Origin of the sequence: Streptomyces endocoffeicus (assembly GCF_016741935.1) — a bacterium.
Classification (GTDB): Bacteria; Actinomycetota; Actinomycetes; order Streptomycetales; family Streptomycetaceae; genus Streptomyces; species Streptomyces endocoffeicus.
This window is the reverse complement of the sequence record NZ_JAERRG010000006.1, coordinates 1-19610: the sequence shown is the minus strand read 5'-3', so window position 1 is coordinate 19610 and position 19610 is coordinate 1. Positions and strand designations below refer to the sequence as shown.

Below are 19610 nucleotides of genomic sequence, written 5' to 3'. Positions count from 1 at the left end.
GCGCGCCCTGGTAGGAGTCCAGCGCGCTCGTCAGCTGTCGCACACTGGCCAGGTCGAGGTTGTTGGTCGGCTCGTCGAGCATCAGCAGCTGCGGGGCCGGCGCGGCGAGCATGGTGGCCGCGAGTGCGGCCCGGAAGCGTTCGCCACCGGAGAGGGTGCCCGCCGGCTGCTCCGCACGCGCGCCCTTGAAGAGGAAGCGCGCGAGCTGGGCGCGGATGTGGTTGTCGGTGACGCCGGGCGCCCGGCTCGCCACGTTGGCCGCCACGCTCAGCTCGTCGTCCAGGACATCCAGCCGCTGGGGGAGGAACCGCAGCGGTACGTACGTCCTGGCCTCACCGGACAGTGGGGCGAGTTCGCCGGTGAGGGTGCGCAGCAGTGTCGTCTTACCGGCTCCGTTGCGCCCGACCAGCGCGATGCGTTCGGGCCCGTGCACATGGAGGCCGGCATCGCGCAACGCGCCGTACTGGGGGCGCAGTTCGCTCAGGCTGAGCACGGTACGCCCCGCGGGCACGGCGGTGTGCGGCAGGCTCACCCGGATCTCGGCGTCGTCGCGGACCGCGTCCGCGGCCTCCTCGCGCCGCTCGCGCGCCTCGTGGAGGCGGTCCTCGTGCAGATCGCGGAGCTTGCCCGCCGACTCCTGCGCGGCCCGCTTGCGGCCACCGGCGACGATTCTCGGGGCCCGCCGCTCGATGTCCATCTTCTTGCTGTGTCGCTGACGGCGTGCCAGTTTGATATGGGTCTCCTCCAGTTCGCGTTTTTGCCGCCGCACATCCGCGTCGGCGGCCCGCAGCATGCGCGCCGCCGCCTCCTGCTGAGTGGCCAGCGCCTCCTGGTAGGCGGACCAGCCGCCGCCGTACCAGGTCACCGACCCGGCCCGCAGTTCGGCGATGCGGTCCACCCGCTCCAGCAGCTCACGGTCGTGGCTGACCACGACCAGCACACCGGAGCGCCAGGAGTCGACGGCGTCGTAGAGCCGGCGCCGCGCGAACAGGTCGAGGTTGTTGGTGGGTTCGTCGAGCAGCAGGACGTCGGGGCGCTCCAGCAGCAGGGCGGCCAGGCGCAGCAGTACGGTCTCCCCGCCCGACAGATGGCCGACGGTGCGGTCCAGTTCGACATCGCCGAGCCCGAGCGAGCCCAGTGTCGCCAGGGTTCGCTCCTCGACGTCCCAGTCGTCGCCGATCGTCTCGAAGTGGGCCTCGTCGACGTCTCCGGCCTCGATGGCCCGTAGCGCGGCGCGCCGCTCGGCGATGCCCAGGGCCTGGTCCACGCGGAGGGTGGTGTCGAGGGTGATGTTCTGCGGAAGGTAGGCGAGGCCGCCGCCGACGGTCACCGACCCCTCGGTGGGACGCAACCGGCCGGCGATCAGCCGCAGCAGGGTGGACTTGCCACTGCCGTTGGTGCCGACGAGGCCGGTGCGGCCCCGTCCGATGCCGAGCGAGAGCCCGTCGAAGACGGACATGCCGTCCGCCCACTGGAAGGACACGGCCGAGCAGGTCACGGAAGCGCTGGGGGTGGGGGATGCTGCCATGGTGTTCTCGCATTCGTAAGCGCTGTGAACAAGGGGCTACGTATGCGAGCACCACGCGGCGACCAAGCCGGGGAATGGGGTGCGGCCCTCCGAAGGGTGAGGGACGGCGTATGCACCGAGGTCGCATCCACGCGGGTCACGGGCGGCAAGAAGGCCGGCTACGGCGTGACGGGCTACGGCTTGTGCCGTACCGCGCGATGATCGCGAACCTCAGATACGCAACGTCCACCTCTATCGGAGACAACAGGACCCGGGCAGTCTACCCCAGCCGTGGTGTGTGGTGTCGTGGACGCGGCGGGGCGGGGGCCGCGCTGCCACCTTCCTGCCAACCTTTCCCACTCCCCCGCTGTCGCCTCCGGCCGCCGTTACGATCACCCGCGTGACCTGGCGGCGCGTCCGCACCGAGGCGCGCCGCCCGTTTCGGATCGCATGGATCATCGGATCAAGGGGCGTGAGAAGTGAACAGCCGGTTAAGCATCGCGGCCGTGTCGGCCGTCTCCCTGGTGGCGCTCCTGGGCGGCACGACGGTGGCGACGGCGCAGGAGTCCGACCCGGCGCCGAAGTCCTGTGACGGTGTCCGGCTGACCGGCGAGCTCCCCGCTCCGGCGCCCGGCCAGGCCGTTTCGGGGCAGATCACCATTGGCGCCGACTGCGAGCCGGAGCGGGTCTCCGTCCAGCACGGCCCGGCGTCGGCCCGCTCGGCCCGCACCGCGACCGCTGCCGGGAGCACCACCAAGGCCGCCACCACGGCCGCCACCGCCGCCGGCCATCAGCTGCGTGGCTGGAACGAGATGTACGACTGCTGCAACATCCGGATGACGGGCCTGTACTCCGCCTCCTCGTGGGACACGGCGAACGGCCGCATCACCACGGGTGGCACCACGGCCACCCAGGAGTGGAACCGCGAGCCGTGGGACGCCGGCTGGTCGCTCACCTCGCAGAACGCGAAGGACGACTGCGTCACGGACTGCGCCGAGGTCAACTCCGAGGCGCACGCCGACTTCGCGTACCAGGGGGTCTTCGACCCGACCGGCGACTGGTACGGCAACACCCACCACTCGTACGTCCAGTTGACGGCGGACGGAACGGCGAGCTGTCGCTTCGACGTGGAGCTGAGGCACACCTTCGTGGGCTGGAACTGGCGGTACGGCTGCGAGTGACCACACCGGCGACGCGGTGGCACACGGCGCGGCCCGCCGTGCGCCACCGCCCGTCAGGCGTGGCGCGGGGTCACGATGGTCCAGCGCATCCGAGCAGTGTCCGGGCCAGCTCACGCGGCTGGGAGAACATCGGCCAGTGGCCGGTGTCCATCTCGACCAGCCGCCAGTGCTCGCTCTTCAGCAGCTCGGCAACGTCGCCCATCGGCTCATCGCCGTCGAGCAGGCACTTGATGTACGTGGCCGGAAGCCCGTCGAGCGGGCGCGCCAGCACGGCGGGCTCGGACAGTGTGGCGCCCGGATGCGGCGTGGAACCGGCCACGAACCGCGCGATCTGCTCGTCGGTGAGCCCCTGGCCCTCACAGTCGGCCTCGGTCAGCGGTGCCCAGAAGCCGTCGTGCGCGGCCATCGACGCCTCCACCATGGCCCGGCCGCTGGGCCAGGCCGACAGGAACGACTCACCGTCCACCGGAACGTTGGAGTCCACGAACACCACATGGGCCAGCCGGTCGCCGACGCGCTCGGCGGCCTGACCGGCCGGGATGCCCGCATAGCTGTGCCCCACCAGGACCACATCGCGCAGATCGAGGCGCTCGATCTCGCCGACGATGTCCTGGACGTGGGTCTGCTGCCCGGCCTCCACACCTTGCTTATCGGCGAGTCCGGACAGTGTGAGGGCATGGGCGCCGTGTCCGGCCGCCCGTAGCTCCGGCACCACCTCGTCCCATGCCCACGACCCCAGCCACGCACCCGCCACCAATACGAATTCCGTCATGGCGGCAAGGTAGGGCGAGGGTCCGACAACGGGCTCAGAGGACGTCGAGGGGCACGGGCCCGGTGGGCGGTGGGAAGGCGCGGTCCAGCGCGGCCAGGTCCTCCGGGGTGAGCTCGAGATCCAGCGCTGCGCGGTTCTCCTCGACATGGTCGGCCCGCCCGGCCTTGGGGATCGCCATCGCTCCCTGTCGGAGCACCCACGCCAGCATCACCTGCGCGGGCGTCGCGTCATGGGCCCGTGCGACCTCCCGCAGCGCGCCGGTGCGCGGCGGGCGGCCCTGCTCGATGGGCGAATAGGCCATCAGCGGGATGTCGCGCCGATGGCACCAGGGCATGAGGTCGTACTCCGCACCGCGCCGGGTGAGGTTGTAGAGCACCTGGTTGACGGCGACGCCGTCGCCACCGGGGATGGCGACGAGATCCGTCATGTCAGAGGCATCGAAGTTGCTCACACCCCAGTGGCGGATCTTTCCGCTCTCGGTGAGTTCGGTGAAGGCTTCGAGGGTCTCCTCCAGCGGGATCCGCCCCCGCCAGTGCAGCAGATACAGATCCAGCCGGTCCGTGCCGAGCCGCCGCAGGCTGTCCTCGCACGCCGCGATGGCGCCACTGCGGTCGGCATGGCCGGGCAGCACCTTGCTGACCAGGAACACCTCGTCGCGGCGGCCGGCGATCGCCTCTCCGACGAGTTCCTCGGAGGCGCCGCCGCCGTACATCTCGGCCGTGTCCACGACGGTCATGCCGAGGTCGAGTCCACGCCGCAGCGCCGCGATCTCATCGGCGCGGCGCCGGGGGTGGTCACCGATGTGCCAGGTGCCCTGGCCGAGCAGCGGGATCCGCTCCCCCGAGGGCAGCGGGACGGTGTCCGGTGCGCTGGTCATCTTGCCCGCCTCCCTGGTTCTCCGGCTGCCCTCCACGGTAGGCGACGCCACGCGGGATGCGACGCCCGCACCGCGTGGCCCGGGGGTCGGTCATGGCCCCCTACGCCCCGAGGGGCGCGGCGGTCGGTCGCGGTCCCCTCCGCACCGAGGGGCGGGCCGCAATGTGGCGACCCGCCCCTGAATGACTCCCCGACGAGAGCCGGGAAATTCCGGCGCCGAGAACTTACGCGGTTTCGGGGCGCCGCGCGGTGGCAATCAGATAACCCAGCTCGGGCATTTCCATGTTCTCGCCCTCGGCGGGCTTCAACTTGTTGAAGACCTCCGGGTCGACCTTGGACGCCAGCTGCTCCATGTTCTGGGCCATGGCCTCACCGAGCCGCCGGACCGACTGCTTGGTGGTGCTTTCGCTGACGTCGAGCAGCTCCGTACAGCGCAGCCCGGCCCGGCGCAGCATCGCCGGGTATGTCTCGAAAGACGCGGGCGGCTGGGTGAGGTACCGCTGGAGAATGTTCTCGATGACCGGCCGCCGCTCCTCGGATATCTCCTCGCGCTCGTAGTTGTCGGTGAGCGCGAGCCGCCCGCCGGGACGCAGCACGCGGGCGGCCTCCGCGAGCGCCGCCGCCCGGTCGGGCATCTGCATCACGGATTCCAGCATCCAGATGGCGTCGAAGGAGCCGTCGTCGAAGCCCAGGTCCATCGCGTCGCCGTACTGGAAGGTGACCTTGCCGCTCACCCCGGCGGCCTCGGCCAGTTCATTGGCCTTCTCGACCTGCTTACGGCTGACGCTGACGCCCACCACCTCGGCACCCGTCTTCTGCGCGAGCCTGATCGCGGGCCCGCCGAAGCCGCAGCCGATGTCCAGGACCCGGGAGCCGGTGCCGATGCGCAGCCGCGCGATCATCATGTCGGTGAGCCGGTCGGCGGCGTCCTCCAGGGTGGTGCTGTCCTCCTGGCTGTTCCAGTAGCCGACATGGATGTTCGGGCCGTACAGCGAGGCGTCGAACATGCCCACCAGCTGGTCGTAGAACTCGCCGACCCGCTCACCGACCGCGCTGACATTGGACGTCATGATGTTTCCTCCCGCAGTAATGGAAAGGGTTTCGGCGACATCAGAAATCCGCGAGCGCCTTCCCCGTTTTTTCTTCCGCGCTTCGAATGAGCGCGAGCCTATCAGGATGTCAGGCAATGCGAATCACACGTTCTCCGCAAGCCAGTTGAGGACCGTTTCGGCGGCCACGCCGGCGAAATCCTCCATCATGGTGAAGTGGTCGCCGGGAACATCGATACGGGTGAGCGTGGCGCCCCATGCCGATTCCTCGTCGTTCCCCTCCCCGGATCCCGGAAAGGATTCCTCCGCTTTCACCGTGAGAATCGGCGCGGCGATCGGTGTCGGCCCCCAGTCGGAGAAGAGACGCAGATAGCCGCCCATCGCGGTCAGCCTGCCCTCGTCCACCACACCGAACATCTTTTCCCGGTCGAACATCTTGCCGGACAGATTCGTCTGGATCCACGGCAACGCCTCGCTGCGCGGCAGATAGGTGTCCAGCAGAACGACCGCCGAGGGCGCGCTGCCACGTGCCTCCAGCCACCCGGCGACCGCCTGGGCGATCCAGCCGCCGGACGAGCGTCCGACGAGCACGAACGGCTTCTCCCCGGCACAGCGCAGCGCCGCCTCCGCCTGCATCTCCACGACGGCGTCGACGCTCGCCGGAAGCAACTCCCCCTTGCCGAAACCCGGCTCGGGCAGCACGGAGACATCGCGGCGGCCCCGGAACCCGGCCGCGAAACGGGCGTACTCACGCGGCCCCGAGATGGCGACCAGCGACGGGAAGCAAACCAGACCCGCCGCCGTACCGCCCTTGGAGAGCCGCACCAGTTTGGGCGGCGTGGTCAGCTCCGCCGCCGTACGGAACGACGGGCGCAGCCGGGCCGCTGCCATGAGCAGCTGGGTGCCCGCCACGTACTGTTCATCGGCACACGCCTGCCGGTACAGCGCCTCGATCGTCGAGCCGGTCGCGGCCTTGGCCGCACCGGAGGGCGTGGCCGCACCGGCGGTGGTGGCCTGGGGTGCGGTTCCCGTGGCCGACGCATCGCCCTGGGGTGCGGAGTCCGGGGCGCCGGGGACCAGTTGGGCGCGCAGGTGGGCGGCGAGCGCCGCGGGTGTGGTGTGGTCGAAGAGCAGTGTGGCGGGCAGGTTGAGACCGGTGGCGAGGTTGAGCCGGTTACGGACCTCCACCGCGGTGAGCGAGGTGATGCCCAGCTCGAGGAAGGCGTGGTCGTCCTCCACCAGGTCCGGTGAGTCATGGCCGAGCACGGTGGCGGCATGGGTGCGCACCAGCTCGGTCAGGACCTGGGTCTGCTCCCTGACCGACAGCCCGTGCAGGCGCTGCCCGATCGGCTCCACTCCCCCGGCGCCGGTGGCGGAGCCGGAGGCGGCGTTGTGGGCGGCGCGCCGGGCCGGGACCCGGACCAGCCCGCGCAGCAGATGCGGGACGCCGAGGGAGGCGGCCTGCACGCGCAGGGCGGCGATGTCGAGCCGCATGGGTACCAGGAGCGGGCTCGCCTCGGTGGTGCTCTCCGGGTGCACGTCGGTGACGCTTTCCGGCCGACCGCCGCCGCTCGCATCGGTGCCCTCGCCCGCTCCGGGATCCCCGGTCCGGGCAGCCCGGACATGCGCCTGCGCGGTCGCCACGTCGAAGAGCGCCAGGCCCTCCTCCGACGACAGTGCGGTCACTCCCGCCCGATTGAGCCGTTCGACGTCGCTGTCGTCCATGTGCCCCGTCATGGCGCTGCGTTCGGCCCACAGCCCCCAGGCCAGGGAGACCGCCGGCAGCCCCCGCGCCCTGCGCCGCTGCGCGAGCGCGTCCAGGAACGCGTTGGCCGCGGCGTAGTTGGCCTGGCCACTGCCACCGAACACGCCCGCCGCCGAGGAGAACAGCACGAACGCGGACAGCGGCAGGTCTTCCGTGAGCTCATGAAGGTTGATGGCGGCATCGGCCTTGGGCCGCAGCACCGTGTCGACGCGCTCGGGGGTCAGCGACCCGATCACCCCGTCGTCGAGCACACCGGCCGCGTGCACCACCCCGGTCAGCGGATGCTCGGCCGGTACGGTGGCCAGCAGCCGCGCCAGCGCGGCGCGGTCGGCCGTGTCGCAGGCGGCCAGGGACACCGAAGCCCCCGACGCGGTCAGCTCGGCCACCAGCTCGGCGGCGCCCGTGGCCTCGCGGCCCCGGCGGCTGGTCAGCAGCAGATGGCGTACGCCATGCTCGGCCACCAGGTGACGCGCCACCAAGGAGCCCAGCACCCCCGTGGCGCCGGTGATGAGGACCGTTCCCTCCGGGTCCCACAGCGGAGTGGCCACGGCCTCGTCGTCCCGCTCCCCGCCCGACGTGGACGTGGCCGCGCGGGCCGCCGGGACCCGGGCGAGCCGTGGCACCAGCACCGCGCCGCCGCGCACCGCCAGCTGCGGCTCGTCGCCCGACAGGGCCTGCGGCAGGGCGGCGAACGACGCCTCCTGGTCGTCCAGGTCGAGCAGCAGGAACCGGTCGGGATTCTCCGACTGCGCCGACCTCACGAGTCCCCACACCGCCGCGCAGGCCGGATCGGCGAGCGGCTCCCCGGGCCGGACACCGACCGCCCCACGGGTGACCAGCACCAGCCGGGACCGTCCGAACCGCTCATCGGCCGACCACGACTGCACCAGCGCGAGCGCCCGGTGCGCCGCGGCACGGACCGCCTCCGCGGACGGTGCCACGGCGCAGGCCGCCTCCGCGGACGGTGCCACGACGCAGGCCGCCTCCGCGGACGGTGCCACGACGCAGGCCGCCTCGGCGGTCGGTGCTGCGGCACGGACCGCCTCGGCGGTCGGCGAGAGGGAGGACACGGAGGCGAACACCAGATCCGGCGCCGTTCGCCCCGCCTCGATGGCCTCTCCCAGAGCGGACAGATCCGCATGCGTCTCGGCCAGAGCACCGGCCGTGCCCGCCGACTTCAGCGCCGCCGACAGCTCCGTGTCGCCTTCGGCGAGCACGGCCCAACGGCCGGGAGCGCCGGACGACGGGGACACGGCCGCGGGCGCCGTCCACTCCAAGCCGAAGAGCGACTCGTGGAAGGCACCATGCGCCGCACCGAGCTGGTCGCGGGCGACCGCACGGGTGACGAGCGAAGCCACCGAGGCCACCGGCTGCCCCGACTCGTCGAGCGCGCTCAGCGATACCGCGTCCGCCCCGGCCGGGGCCAGCCGCACCCGCAACGCGGACGCGCCGGTGGCATGCAGCGCCACTCCGCTCCAGGCGAACGGAAGCCGGACCCGTCCGGTGCCGGACCCCTCGTCCCGGCGGACGTTGCCATCGGGTTCGGGGAGGCGGACGAAGCCGCCGAAAGCCATCGCGTGCAACGCGGCGTCCAGCAGGGCCGGGTGGAGGCCGAAACGCTCGGCGTCCTGCCGTGCCTCCTCCGCCAGACGGACCTCGGCGAAGACCTCGTCGCCCTTGCGCCAGACGGCGCGCAGCCCCTGGAACGACGGCCCGTACCCCAGCCCGGTCCGTGCGAACCGTTCGTAGAGCCCGCCGACATCCACCGCCTCAGCACCGGCCGGGGGCCATACCTCCGGCTCAGTGGCGCGGTCGGCAGCAGCCGCCGAGGGGCCGCCGCTGCCGAGCACACCGGTGGCGTGCTGTGTCCAGGGGCCGTCCTCCGTCTGCGCGTACACACCGACCGAGCGCCGCCCCGCCTCGTCAGGACCGCCGACGGCGACCTGTAGCCGGACCGTGCCCCGCTCGGGCAGCACCAGCGGTGCTCCCAGGGTCAGTTCGTCCACCCGTTCGCAGCCGACCGCGTCACCGGCCCGCATCAGCAACTCCACGAAGGCCGTGCCAGGCAGCAGCGTGACATCCGCCACCGCGTGGTCGGCGAGCCAGGGGTGGGTACGGAGCGAGAGCCGACCGGTGAGCAGGAAACCGTCCGAGTCGGGCAGCGGCACGGCGGCCCCCAGCAACGGATGCCCGGCCGCATCCAGCCCCACCGATGCCACATCACCAGCGGCGTCGATGGCCTCGGACTCCAGCCAGAAGTGCGTGCGCTGGAAGGCATACGTCGGCAGGTCGACGCGCCGCGCGCCCGTCCCCGCGAACGTCCCCGCCCAGTCGACGGCCGCGCCGCCCACGTAAGCCTCGGCCAGGGAGGTCAGGAAGCGCTCCAGGCCGCCTTCGTCACGGCGCAGCGAACCGACCGCGGTGACACGGGTGCCATGGTCCTCCGCCGTCTGCTCCACACCCATCGTGAGCACCGGGTGGGCGCTGGCCTCGATGAACACCTGGAAACCGTCGGCGAACAGAGCGCGTACGGTCTCGTCGAAGCGGACCGTCTGACGGAGATTGCGGTACCAGTACCCGGCGTCCAGCCCCGTGGTGTCCAGCACACCCGCGGTGACCGTGGAGTAGAACGGCACCGACGACGAGCGAGGAGCGATACCCGCGAGCTCCCGCAGCAACTCGCCCTCGATTTCCTCCACATGGGCGCAGTGCGAGGCGTAGTCGACGGGGATGCGGCGCGCCCGGATCTCGTCCGCCTCGCACACCGCCAGCAACTCGTCCAACGCGTCCGTGTCACCGGAGACCACGACCGCCGAGGGCCCGTTCACCGCCGCCACCGACAGCCGTTCACCCCACCGGCCCAGCCGCTCCCGTACGGCCTCCACGGGCAGCGACACCGACACCATGCCGCCCAGCCCCGACAGCGCCCGCAGCGCCTTGCTCCGCAACGCCACCACCCGCGCCGCATCCTCCAACGACAGCGCACCCGCCACACACGCCGCCGCGATCTCACCCTGCGAATGACCGATGACCGCCGCGGGCTCTACACCGTACGAACGCCACAACTCCGCCAACGACACCATCACCGCCCACAACACCGGCTGCACCACATCCACCCGCTCCAGCGCCGCCGCATCACCCAGCACATCGCCCAGCGACCAGTCCACAAACGGCCCCAACGCCGCCGCACACTCACCCAACCGCTCCGCGAACACCGGAGACGACTCCAGCAACCCCACCGCCATCCCCACCCACTGCGACCCCTGACCAGGGAAGACAAAGGCCGCACGGGTGTCGGAGCCGACCACGGCCCCCCGCACCACACCTGTCGCCTCGCGGCCCTCGGCCAGTGCGGTCAGGCCGCTGACGAGCGCGGTACGGTCACCACCCAGCACCACCGCCCGACGCTCGAACGCCGAGCGCGTGGTGACCAGCGACAGACCGATGTCCGTCACCGCCGGGCCGGTCTCCCCGGTCACGAGCGAGAGCAGTCGCCCGCCCTGCTCACGCACACCGGCATCGGACTTCGCCGACAGCACCCATGGCACCACAGCGGGCGCCAACTCCCCGGGCTCCTCGGAGTTTTCGCCCTCGGCAGCCGTCGCCTGCTCGAGGATGATGTGCGCGTTGGTGCCGCTCAGGCCGAAGGAGGAAACCCCCGCCCGGCGTGGGCGGCCGGTCTCGGGCCAGGGCCTGGCCTCGGTGAGCAGTTCGACGGCTCCCGCCGTCCAGTCGATGTGCGACGACGGTTCGTCCACGCCCAGCGTCCGCGGCAGCAGACCATGCCGCATGGCGAGCACCATCTTCATGATGCCCGCGACCCCGGCCGCGGCCTGGGTGTGCCCGATGTTGGACTTGATCGAGCCGAGCCACAGGGGCTGTCCGTCGGCGCGTTCACGGCCGTACGTGGCCAGCAGCGCCTGCGCCTCGATCGGATCGCCCAGCGTCGTACCCGTGCCATGCGCCTCCACCGCGTCCACCTCGGCCGCCGACAGCCGCGCGTTCGCCAGTGCCGCCCGGATCACCCGCTGCTGGGACGGTCCGTTGGGCGCGGTGAGGCCGTTGCTCGCACCGTCCTGGTTGACGGCGGAGCCACGTACCACCGCCAGCACCTGATGGCCGTTGCGGCGCGCGTCCGACAGCCGCTCCAGCAGCAGCATGCCCACGCCCTCGCCCCAGCCCGTGCCGTCCGCGGCCGCGGCGAACGGCTTGCACCGGCCATCCGGCGCCAGCCCGCGCTGACGGCTGAACTCCACGAAGGTGGCGGGGGTGGACATCACCGCCACGCCACCCGCCAGCGCCAGCGAGCATTCGCCCTGCCGCAGTGCCTGCGCCGCCAAGTGCAGCGCCACCAGCGACGACGAACATGCGGTGTCGATGGTCACGGCCGGACCCTCGAGACCGAAGGTGTAGGCGACCCGCCCCGATGCGATGCTTCCGGACCCACCCGTGGCGAGGTAGCCCTCGGCGCCCTCGGGGACGCTCCGGAGCTGGGATCCGTAGTCGTGGTACATCAGGCCCGCGAAGACACCGGTCGCGCTGCCCCGAAGGGTCGTCGCGTCGATTCCGGCCCGCTCGAACGCTTCCCATGACGTCTCCAGCAGCAGCCGCTGCTGCGGATCCATCGCCAGGGCCTCACGTGGCGAGATGCCGAAGAACGCCGGGTCGAACTCGCCGGCGGTGTGCAGGAAGCCGCCCTCCCGGGCATAGCTCTTGCCGTCCGCCTCCGGGTCGGGGTCGTACAGCCCCGCCACATCCCAGCCGCGGTTCACGGGGAAGCCGGAAATGGCCTCGTCGCCCGCCGCGAGCAGCCGCCACAGCTCTTCCGGGGACCGGGCGCCACCGGGGAATCGGCAGGCCATGCCGACGACCGCCACCAGGTCCTCGCCGGTGTCCGCCTTGCCGGTGGGCAGGGAGGGGTGAGCGGTACGTACGCCGTCGCCTCCGCCGGTCAGCTCCTGGTGGAGATGGCGGGCCAGGGCGATCGGGTTCGGATAGTCGAACACCAGCGTGGCCGTGAGGCGCAGTCCGGTGGCCGTGCCCAGGCGGTTGCGCAGTTCCACCGCCGTCAGCGAGTCGAAGCCGAAGTCCTTGAAGGCGCGGCCCGGTTCCACGGCGGCCGCCCCACCGTGGCCGAGCACCGTGGCCACGCAGCGCCGCACCAGGTCGAGCACCAGGCGTTCGCCGTCCTCTGACGACACCGTGGCGGCGGCGAGCCGTTCCCGAAGGTCACCCGCGGCACCGGTGCCCTCCGCCGCGGTCCGGCGCGCCATAGGCCGCACCAACTCCCGCATGATGTACGGCACTTCGCCATCGGCGCCACGCGCCTTGGCCGGGTCCAGTCGCATCGGGATGACCACGGACGGTTCCCCGGCACACCCCGCGTCGAACAGGGCCAGGCCCTCCTCCGGCGACAGACCGTCCACTCCGGCCCGGCCCATACGGCGCAGATCCGCCTCGGCCAGCCCGCCGGCCATTCCGTCGCGCTCGTCCCACAAACCCCAGGCGAGGGACAGGCCGGGCAGCCCCGAGGCCCGGCGGCGCCGTATGAGGGCGTCGAGGAAGGCGTTGGCGGCCGCGTAGTTGGCCTGTCCGGCGGTGCCGAAGGTTCCGGCGGCCGAGGAGAACACGACGAACGCCGACAGGTCCATCGCCTCGGTCAGCTCATGCAGGGCCAGAGCGGCGTCCATCTTCGGGCGCAGCACCGCGTCCACGCGCTCCGGTGTCAGCGATGCGATGACGCCGTCGTCGAGCACCCCGGCCGTGTGGACCACCCCGCGCAGCGGATGCGTTGCGGGGATGCCCTTCACGGCGGCGGTCAGGGCGTCCCGGTCGGCCACGTCGCAGGCGGCCCAGCCGACCGAGGCACCCGCCGCCACCAGCTCGGCCTCCAGCGCGCGGGCGCCGGGGGCGTCCACGCCACGACGGCTCACCAGCAGCAGATGGCGTACGCCGCGCTCGGCCACGAGGTGGCGGGCGACCAGCCTGCCCAGGGTGCCGGTGGCGCCGGTCACCAGGACCGTGCCTTCCGCGTCCCACGCCGCCGAGGGCACCGCCGAGTGCGTCGCGGCTTCGGCGATCGGGGTGGCCCCGGTGGTCTCGGCAGCCGGGGCGGTCCCGGTGGTCTCGGGAACCGGGGTAGTCCCGGTGGTCTCGGGAGCCGGGGCGGCCCCGGCGGCCTCGGGAACCGAGGCGGTCCCGGTGGTCCGCACTCGGCCCAGGCGGGGCGCAAGCAGCCGCCCGCCGCGCACGGCCACCTGGGGTTCGCCACTCGCCACCGCGGCGGACAGCAGGGAGAGGGCCCCGGGAGTCAGTGGCCGACGCCCGGCCTCGTGCTCCGGTTCCCGTTCCCGTTCCCGTTCCCCACCGTCCAGGTCGACCAGGACGAACCGATCCGGGTACTCGGTCTGCGCGGTCCGTACCAGGCCCCATACGGCGGCAGCCGCGAGATCCACCACGGCCTTGTCGTTCTGACTGCTCTCATCGTCCTCGACGGTCACCGCGCCATGCGTGGCGATCACCAGGCGCGATCCGGCGAACCGTTCCTCGGCCAGCCATCCGCGCACCAGCTCCAGCGCCCGATGGATCACGTCCCGTATCGCGTCGGCCTCGGCGGCGCGCACCGGCGGGACCGCACACACCACCGCCGGAGGCACTGCCCCTTCGGCGCCGATCGCCTCCCCGAATGCCGCTATGTCGTGCCAGTCGACGCCGTCCAGCGGCGCCACCTCGGCCACGGCGCTCTCCACCGGCGCCCCGTCGCCCGGCAGAACGCTCCAGTTCAGCTGGAAGAGGGACTGGTGCACCGCACCACGTGCCGCGTTGACCTGCTCGGGGGAGACGGGGCGCGTCGCCAGCGAGTCCACCGTGGCCACCGGCGCACCGGTCCCGTCCGTCACCTCCATCGAGAGCGCCATACCATCCGGGCCGGTGGGGGTGAGGCGTACGCGCAACATGGCTGCGCCCGTCGCGTACACCGACACCCCGCTCCATGAGAACGGCAGCCGGATCTCCTCCGACGTACCGGTGGCCGCGGCGCCCACGGCGTGCAGGGCGGCGTCCAGCAAGGCCGGGTGGAGGCCGAAGCGGCGCGGGTCCTGCCCCGCCTCGTCGGGCAGCGTGACCTCGGCGAACACCTCGGTTCCGCGCCGCCACACGCCACGCAGCCCCTGGAACACCGGCCCGTACCGCAGCCCCGTTTCGGCAAGCCGCTCGTAGTGCCCGTCCAGCCCCACGGGTTCGGCGTCCCGCGGCGGCCATACGGAGGCGGAGAGGACGGAGAGGGCGGCGCGAGCGGGGGCGGACGGCTCGGGCGCGAGACCGCCCGTCGCGTGCCGAAGCCACGGCCCTTCCCCGCCGTCCTCGCGTGAGTGCACGGTCAGCGCCCGGCGCCCCGAGTCATCGGCGTCGGAGACCGTCACCCGCACCTGTACGCCACCGTGCTCGGGCAGGACCAGCGGTGCCTCGAGCGTCAGCTCCTCCAGCCGGGGGCATCCGACGCGGTCGCCCGCGTGCAGCGCCAGCTCGACGAACGCCGTCCCAGGCAGCATCACCGCCCCCAGCACCTCATGGTCGGCCAGCCAGGCGTGGCTACGCGCGGACAGCCGACCGGTGAACAGGCATCCGTCGGAGTCGGGCAGCGTCACCGCGGCGCCAAGCAGCGGATGCTCCGCGGAACCGAGCCCCGCCGAGGCCACATCCGCCGTGGCCGCGGCCGACTCCAGCCAGTACCGCTCCCGTTGGAAGGCGTACGTGGGCAGCTCGACGGTCCGGGGGCGCACCGGTGCGAGCACGGTCGCCCAGTCCACGAAGCGACCCCGGACATGGACGTGAGCCAGCGCTTCGAGCAGCGAGGCGGCCTCGTCCCGACCGGTGCGAAGGGCCGGGGCGAAGGTGGCGTCGGGAGCGCACTCCTGGCCCATCCCGGAGAGCACACCGTCCGGGCCCAGCTCCAGTGAGGTCGTCACACCCGCCTCCGCGAGAGCCGCCACGCCGTCGGCGAAGCGCACGGTCTCACGGACGTGCCGTACCCAATACTCGGCGGAGCACAGCGCCTCGGCATCCGCCACCAGACCCGTCACATTCGACACGACGGGGATACGGGGAGGCGCGTACGACAGCCCCTCGGCCACCTGCCGGAACTCCGCCAGCATCGGCTCCATCAACGGCGAATGAAAGGCATGCGAGACCCGCAGCCGCTTGGTCTTGACGCCCTCGGCCTCCAGCAGCCCGGCAATCTCCACCACGACTTCTTCCGCGCCGGAGATCACGGTCGAACGCGGACCGTTGACCGCCGCCACACTCACCTCAGCCTCACGACCGACCAGCAACCGAAGCACATCCGCCTCAGCCGCCCGCACGGACACCATCACCCCACCCGACGGCAACCCCTGCATCAACCGCCCACGAGCCGCCACCAACACACACGCATCCGCAAGCGACAACACACCCGCCACATACGCCGCCACCAACTCACCAATCGAATGCCCGGCCACAAAATCCGGCCGCACACCCCACGACTCCACCAACCGGAACAGCCCCACCTCCACCGCAAACAACCCACACTGCGTATACGCGGTCTCATCCAACCCCGCCACGTCCCCACGAATCACCTCCCGCAACGAACGCTCCAGCAACCCATCGAACCGCGCACACACCTCATCAAAGGCATCCGCGAACACCGGGAACGCCTCGCACAACCCCTGGCCCATCCCGACCCGCTGACTGCCCTGACCCGAGAACAACACCGCCAACTTGCCCGGCACCGCCGAACCCTGAACCACACCCGGCGCCGGATCGCCGATCGACAGCGCCTCCAAGCCATCGACAAGACCAGCCCGGTCAGCGGCCAGCACCACGGCACGATGCTCGAACGCGCTACGCGTCGTCGCCAACGACAGCGCCACATTCACGATGGGCAGCTCCGACCGTTCCCCCGCGAACGACGCCAGCCGACTCGCCTGCGCTCGCAGCGCGGGTTCGGACCGCCCCGAGACCACCCACGGCACCGCAGAAGGGGCCAACGCCCCTGGCTCGTCAGAGGATTCGGCTTCGGACGGCGCCGTCGGCGCCTGCTCCAGGATGACGTGTGCGTTGGTGCCGCTGATGCCGAACGACGACACACCCGCTCGCCGCGGACGGCCGCTCTCCGGCCACTCCACCGCATCCGTCAACAACTCCACCGCGCCCGCCGACCACTCCACATGCGGCGACGGCTCATCGACATGCAACGTCTTCGGCAGCACACCATGCCGCATCGCCAGCACCATCTTCATCACACCCGCGACACCCGCCGCCGCCTGCGTATGGCCGATGTTGGACTTGATCGCGCCCAGCCACAGCGGCCGCTCCTCGGCCGCCCGCTCCTGGCCGTACGTCGCCAGCAACGCCTGCGCCTCAATCGGGTCACCAAGCCTCGTACCCGTACCGTGCGCCTCTACCGCGTCCACCTCAGCGGCCGACAGCCGAGCGCTCTCCAACGCCGCCCGGATCACCCGCTGCTGCGACGGACCATTCGGCGCCGACAGCCCATTACTCGCACCGTCCTGATTCACCGCGGAACCACGCACCACCGCCAGCACCCGATGGCCATGACGCCGTGCGTCCGACAGCCGCTCCAGCAGCAGCACCCCCGCGCCCTCGGCGAACCCGGTGCCGTCCGCCGCGCCCGCGAAGGCCCTGCACCGCCCGTCCGCCGACAGCCCGCGCTGCCAGCTGAACTCCACGAACAGACCCGGTGTCGACATCACCGTCACACCACCCGCGAGCGCCAGCGAGCACTCGCCCCGCCGCAGCGACTGCGTCGCCAGGTGCAGCGCCACCAGCGACGACGAACACGCGGTGTCCACCGTGACCGCCGGGCCCTCGAAACCGAAGGTGTAGGAGACCCGCCCCGAGACGATGCTGCCCGCGCTGGGGGCACCAGGGCCACCGCCGGGGCCCCGCAACAGCCCGTAGTCGTGGTGCATCACACCGGCGAAGACCCCGGTCTGGCTGCCACGCAGGGTCGACGGGTCGATACCGGCCCGCTCCAGCGCCTCCCACGACGTCTCCAGCAGCAGCCGCTGCTGCGGATCCATCGCCAGCGCCTCGCGCGGCGAAATCCCGAAGAACGCAGGATCGAAGTCACCCGCGTCGTGGAGGAAGCCGCCCTCGCGGGCATAGCTCTTCCCCGCGGCGTCCGGGTCCGGATCGTACAGCGCCTCCACATCCCAGCCACGGTCTTCCGGGAAGGCGGAGATGGCGTCCGTGCCGCGCTCCAGGAGCTGCCACAGCTGCTCCGGTGTCCGTACCCCACCGGGGAAGCGGCAGCTCATCGCCACGATCGCGATGGGCTCGTCATGGGTGGCGAGCGTGCCCGTACCGGCGGCGCCGGACGGAGAGACCGACAGGGTGGCGCCCTGGTACGCCTCGACCAGCTCGGAGCGCAGATGGCGCGCGATCACCACGGGCGTGGGGTAGTCGAAGACGAGGGTGGCGGGCAGCCGCAGCCCAGTGGCCGCGTTCAGCCGGTTGCGCAGTTCGACGGCCGTCAGCGAGTCGAACCCGAGCTCCTTGAACGCACGCCCCACCTCGATGGAGTCGGCGCCCGCGTAGCCGAGCACCTCGGCGACGTGGGTGCACACCAGGTTCAGCAGGACTTCGTCCTGTTCGTCCGCCGACAGGGGCGCAAGCCGCCGCCACAGTTCCGACTCGCCCGCGCCACCGTCGGCCGACCGCACGGTACGACGCGTGGGAACGGACAGCAGATCGCCGAGCAGGGCGGGCACCGCGCCGGACGCCGCCTGGGCGCGGAGGGCCGGGAGGTCCAGGCGTACCGGCAGCAGGACGGGCTGCGCCATGCTCCCGGAAACGTCGAACAGTTCAAGGCCCTCTTCCGACGTCAGCGGGGCGATGCCGCCGCGCCGCATCCGCCGTACGTCCTCGTCGGCCAGGTGGCCCGTCATTCCACTGCGCTCGGCCCAGAACCCCCAGGCCAGCGAGACGGCGGGCAGGCCGAGCGCGCGTCGGTGTGCCGCCAGGGCGTCGACATAAGCGTTCGCCGCGGCGTAGTTGCCCTGTCCGGCGCCGCCGAACGTGCCGGCCGCGGAGGAGAACACCACGAACGCCGCCAGGTCCATATCCCGGGTCAGCTCGTGCAGGTGGAAGGCGGCATCGACCTTGGGGCGGAGCACCGTGTCGACACGCTCGGGGGTCAAGGTCTCGATGACGCCGTCGTCCAGTACACCGGCCGCGTGCACTACGCCGCGCAATGGACGATCCGCCGGAATACACGCCAGCACCCCCGCCAACGCCTCACGGTCGGCGACATCACAGGCCACCACCGTCACCGAGGCACCAAGCCCGGCCAGCTCGGCCTCCAACTCCACCGCACCAGCGGCCTCCCGTCCCCGCCGAGAGACCAGGACCAGATGCCGCACGCCACGCTCGGCCACCAAATGCCGCGCCACCAAACCACCCAACGTGCCGGTGGCACCGGTCAACAGAACCGTGCCCTCGGGATCCCACCCAAGGCCCGACCCAGCTCCCTCAGCAGAACCCACAGAAGCCGCAGAAGCCGCAGAAGCCGCAGGAACAACGGCACGCGACAACCGAGGTGCCAGAACCTTCCCGGAACGGACCGCCACCTGAGGTTCCGCACACGACAAGACGGACTGAAGCACGTCGGACGACATCGATACGTCATCCACATCCACCAGAACGAAACGATCCGGATGCTCAGCCTGCGCCGACCGCACCAAACCCCACACCGCGGCAGCCGCCACATCCGGCACATCCTCATCCGATATGGCCGCCACCGCGCCCCGCGTCACCACCACCAACCGCGATCCGGCAAACCGCTCCTCCCCCAACCACCCCTGCACCACACCCAGAGCACGATGGGCCATCCCTCGTGCCTCGGCCGGGTCACCGGCGCGGGCTCCGGAATCAGCCGTGAAGGAGACCAGAACGGTGTCGGGGGCAGCCATACCGTCGTTCATGGCCTGGATCAGATCCGCCAGTTCCGGATACGTGGCGTCATCCGCGCCGCTCAAGGCGTCAAGGTGCGGTGCCACGCTCCCGAGCAACGCCCACTGTCCGGTGGCCGCGGGGGCTTCATGCTGGGCGGGGGCCTCACGCCATGTGGTGTGGAACAGCGCGTCATGCGTCACGTTCCGCGCGGCGCGGAACTGCTCGGGGGTCACCGTACGGGTCACCAGCGACGCCACCGAGGCCACCGGCGCCCCGGTGGTGTCAGCGAGGAGGAGCGAAACCGCGTCCGGTCCGGCGGGAGCGAGCCGTACGCGCAGGGTGTCCGCGCCCGTTGCGTACAGGGACACACCGCTCCAGACGAACGGTAGTCCGGGGCCCGGGCTGGAGGAGTCCTGTTCAGAGTCGTCCCCTCCCAATGCCGCGGTGTGCAGGGCGGCGTCGAGGAGTGCCGGGTGCAGACCGAAACGACCCGCCTCCCCACGCTGCT

Annotated in this window: 5 protein-coding genes and 2 pseudogenes; 1 reads left to right on the top strand and 6 read right to left on the bottom strand. The window is 71.7% G+C overall.

Translation table 11 applies throughout. The annotated features are described in order from the left end of the window. Nucleotides 1-51: 51 nt before the first annotated feature. Together JK364_RS58040 and JK364_RS58035 are read right to left on the bottom strand one after the other, a co-directional pair. Nucleotides 52-697 (bottom strand): annotated as a pseudogene (locus JK364_RS58040) (ATP-binding cassette domain-containing protein); the annotation flags it as partial. A 219-nt stretch (nt 698-916) separates the two neighbouring features. Further along, nucleotides 917-1459 (bottom strand): annotated as a pseudogene (locus JK364_RS58035) (ATP-binding cassette domain-containing protein); the annotation flags it as partial. A 527-nt stretch (nt 1460-1986) separates the two neighbouring features. Here JK364_RS58035 and JK364_RS16890 point away from each other — a divergent pair. Then, nucleotides 1987-2688, top strand: coding sequence for a hypothetical protein (locus JK364_RS16890; RefSeq protein ID WP_201851921.1), 702 nt, complete (start codon nt 1987-1989; stop codon nt 2686-2688). A 70-nt stretch (nt 2689-2758) separates the two neighbouring features. On the opposite strand, the gene JK364_RS16885 is transcribed toward JK364_RS16890, so the two are convergent. From JK364_RS16885 to JK364_RS16870, 4 genes are all read right to left on the bottom strand, one after another. After that, nucleotides 2759-3460, bottom strand: coding sequence for an alpha/beta fold hydrolase (locus tag JK364_RS16885; RefSeq protein WP_201851920.1), 702 nt, complete (start codon nt 3458-3460; stop codon nt 2759-2761). Between the two features lie 34 nt (nt 3461-3494). Next, on the bottom strand, nt 3495-4337 hold the full coding sequence (locus JK364_RS16880; protein WP_201851919.1) for an aldo/keto reductase: 843 nt from the start codon (nt 4335-4337) through the stop codon (nt 3495-3497). 223 nt (nt 4338-4560) lie between these two features. Continuing rightward, nucleotides 4561-5406 (bottom strand): SAM-dependent methyltransferase, encoded by an 846-nt coding sequence (locus JK364_RS16875; protein WP_201851918.1) that lies wholly within the window; start codon nt 5404-5406, stop codon nt 4561-4563. A 123-nt stretch (nt 5407-5529) separates the two neighbouring features. Beyond that, the gene (locus JK364_RS16870; RefSeq protein WP_443732261.1) at nt 5530-19470 is read right to left on the bottom strand and encodes an SDR family NAD(P)-dependent oxidoreductase; all 13941 of its coding nucleotides are present in this window, start codon (nt 19468-19470) and stop codon (nt 5530-5532) included. Between the last annotated feature and the right edge of the window lie 140 nt (nt 19471-19610).

Coding starts and splice junctions, on each gene's coding strand:
- JK364_RS16880 (WP_201851919.1), bottom strand. CDS start 4,337: ATGACCAGCGCACCGGACACCGTCCCGCTGCCCTCGGGGGAGCGGATC.
- JK364_RS16885 (WP_201851920.1), bottom strand. CDS start 3,460: ATGACGGAATTCGTATTGGTGGCGGGTGCGTGGCTGGGGTCGTGGGCA.
- JK364_RS16875 (WP_201851918.1), bottom strand. CDS start 5,406: ATGACGTCCAATGTCAGCGCGGTCGGTGAGCGGGTCGGCGAGTTCTAC.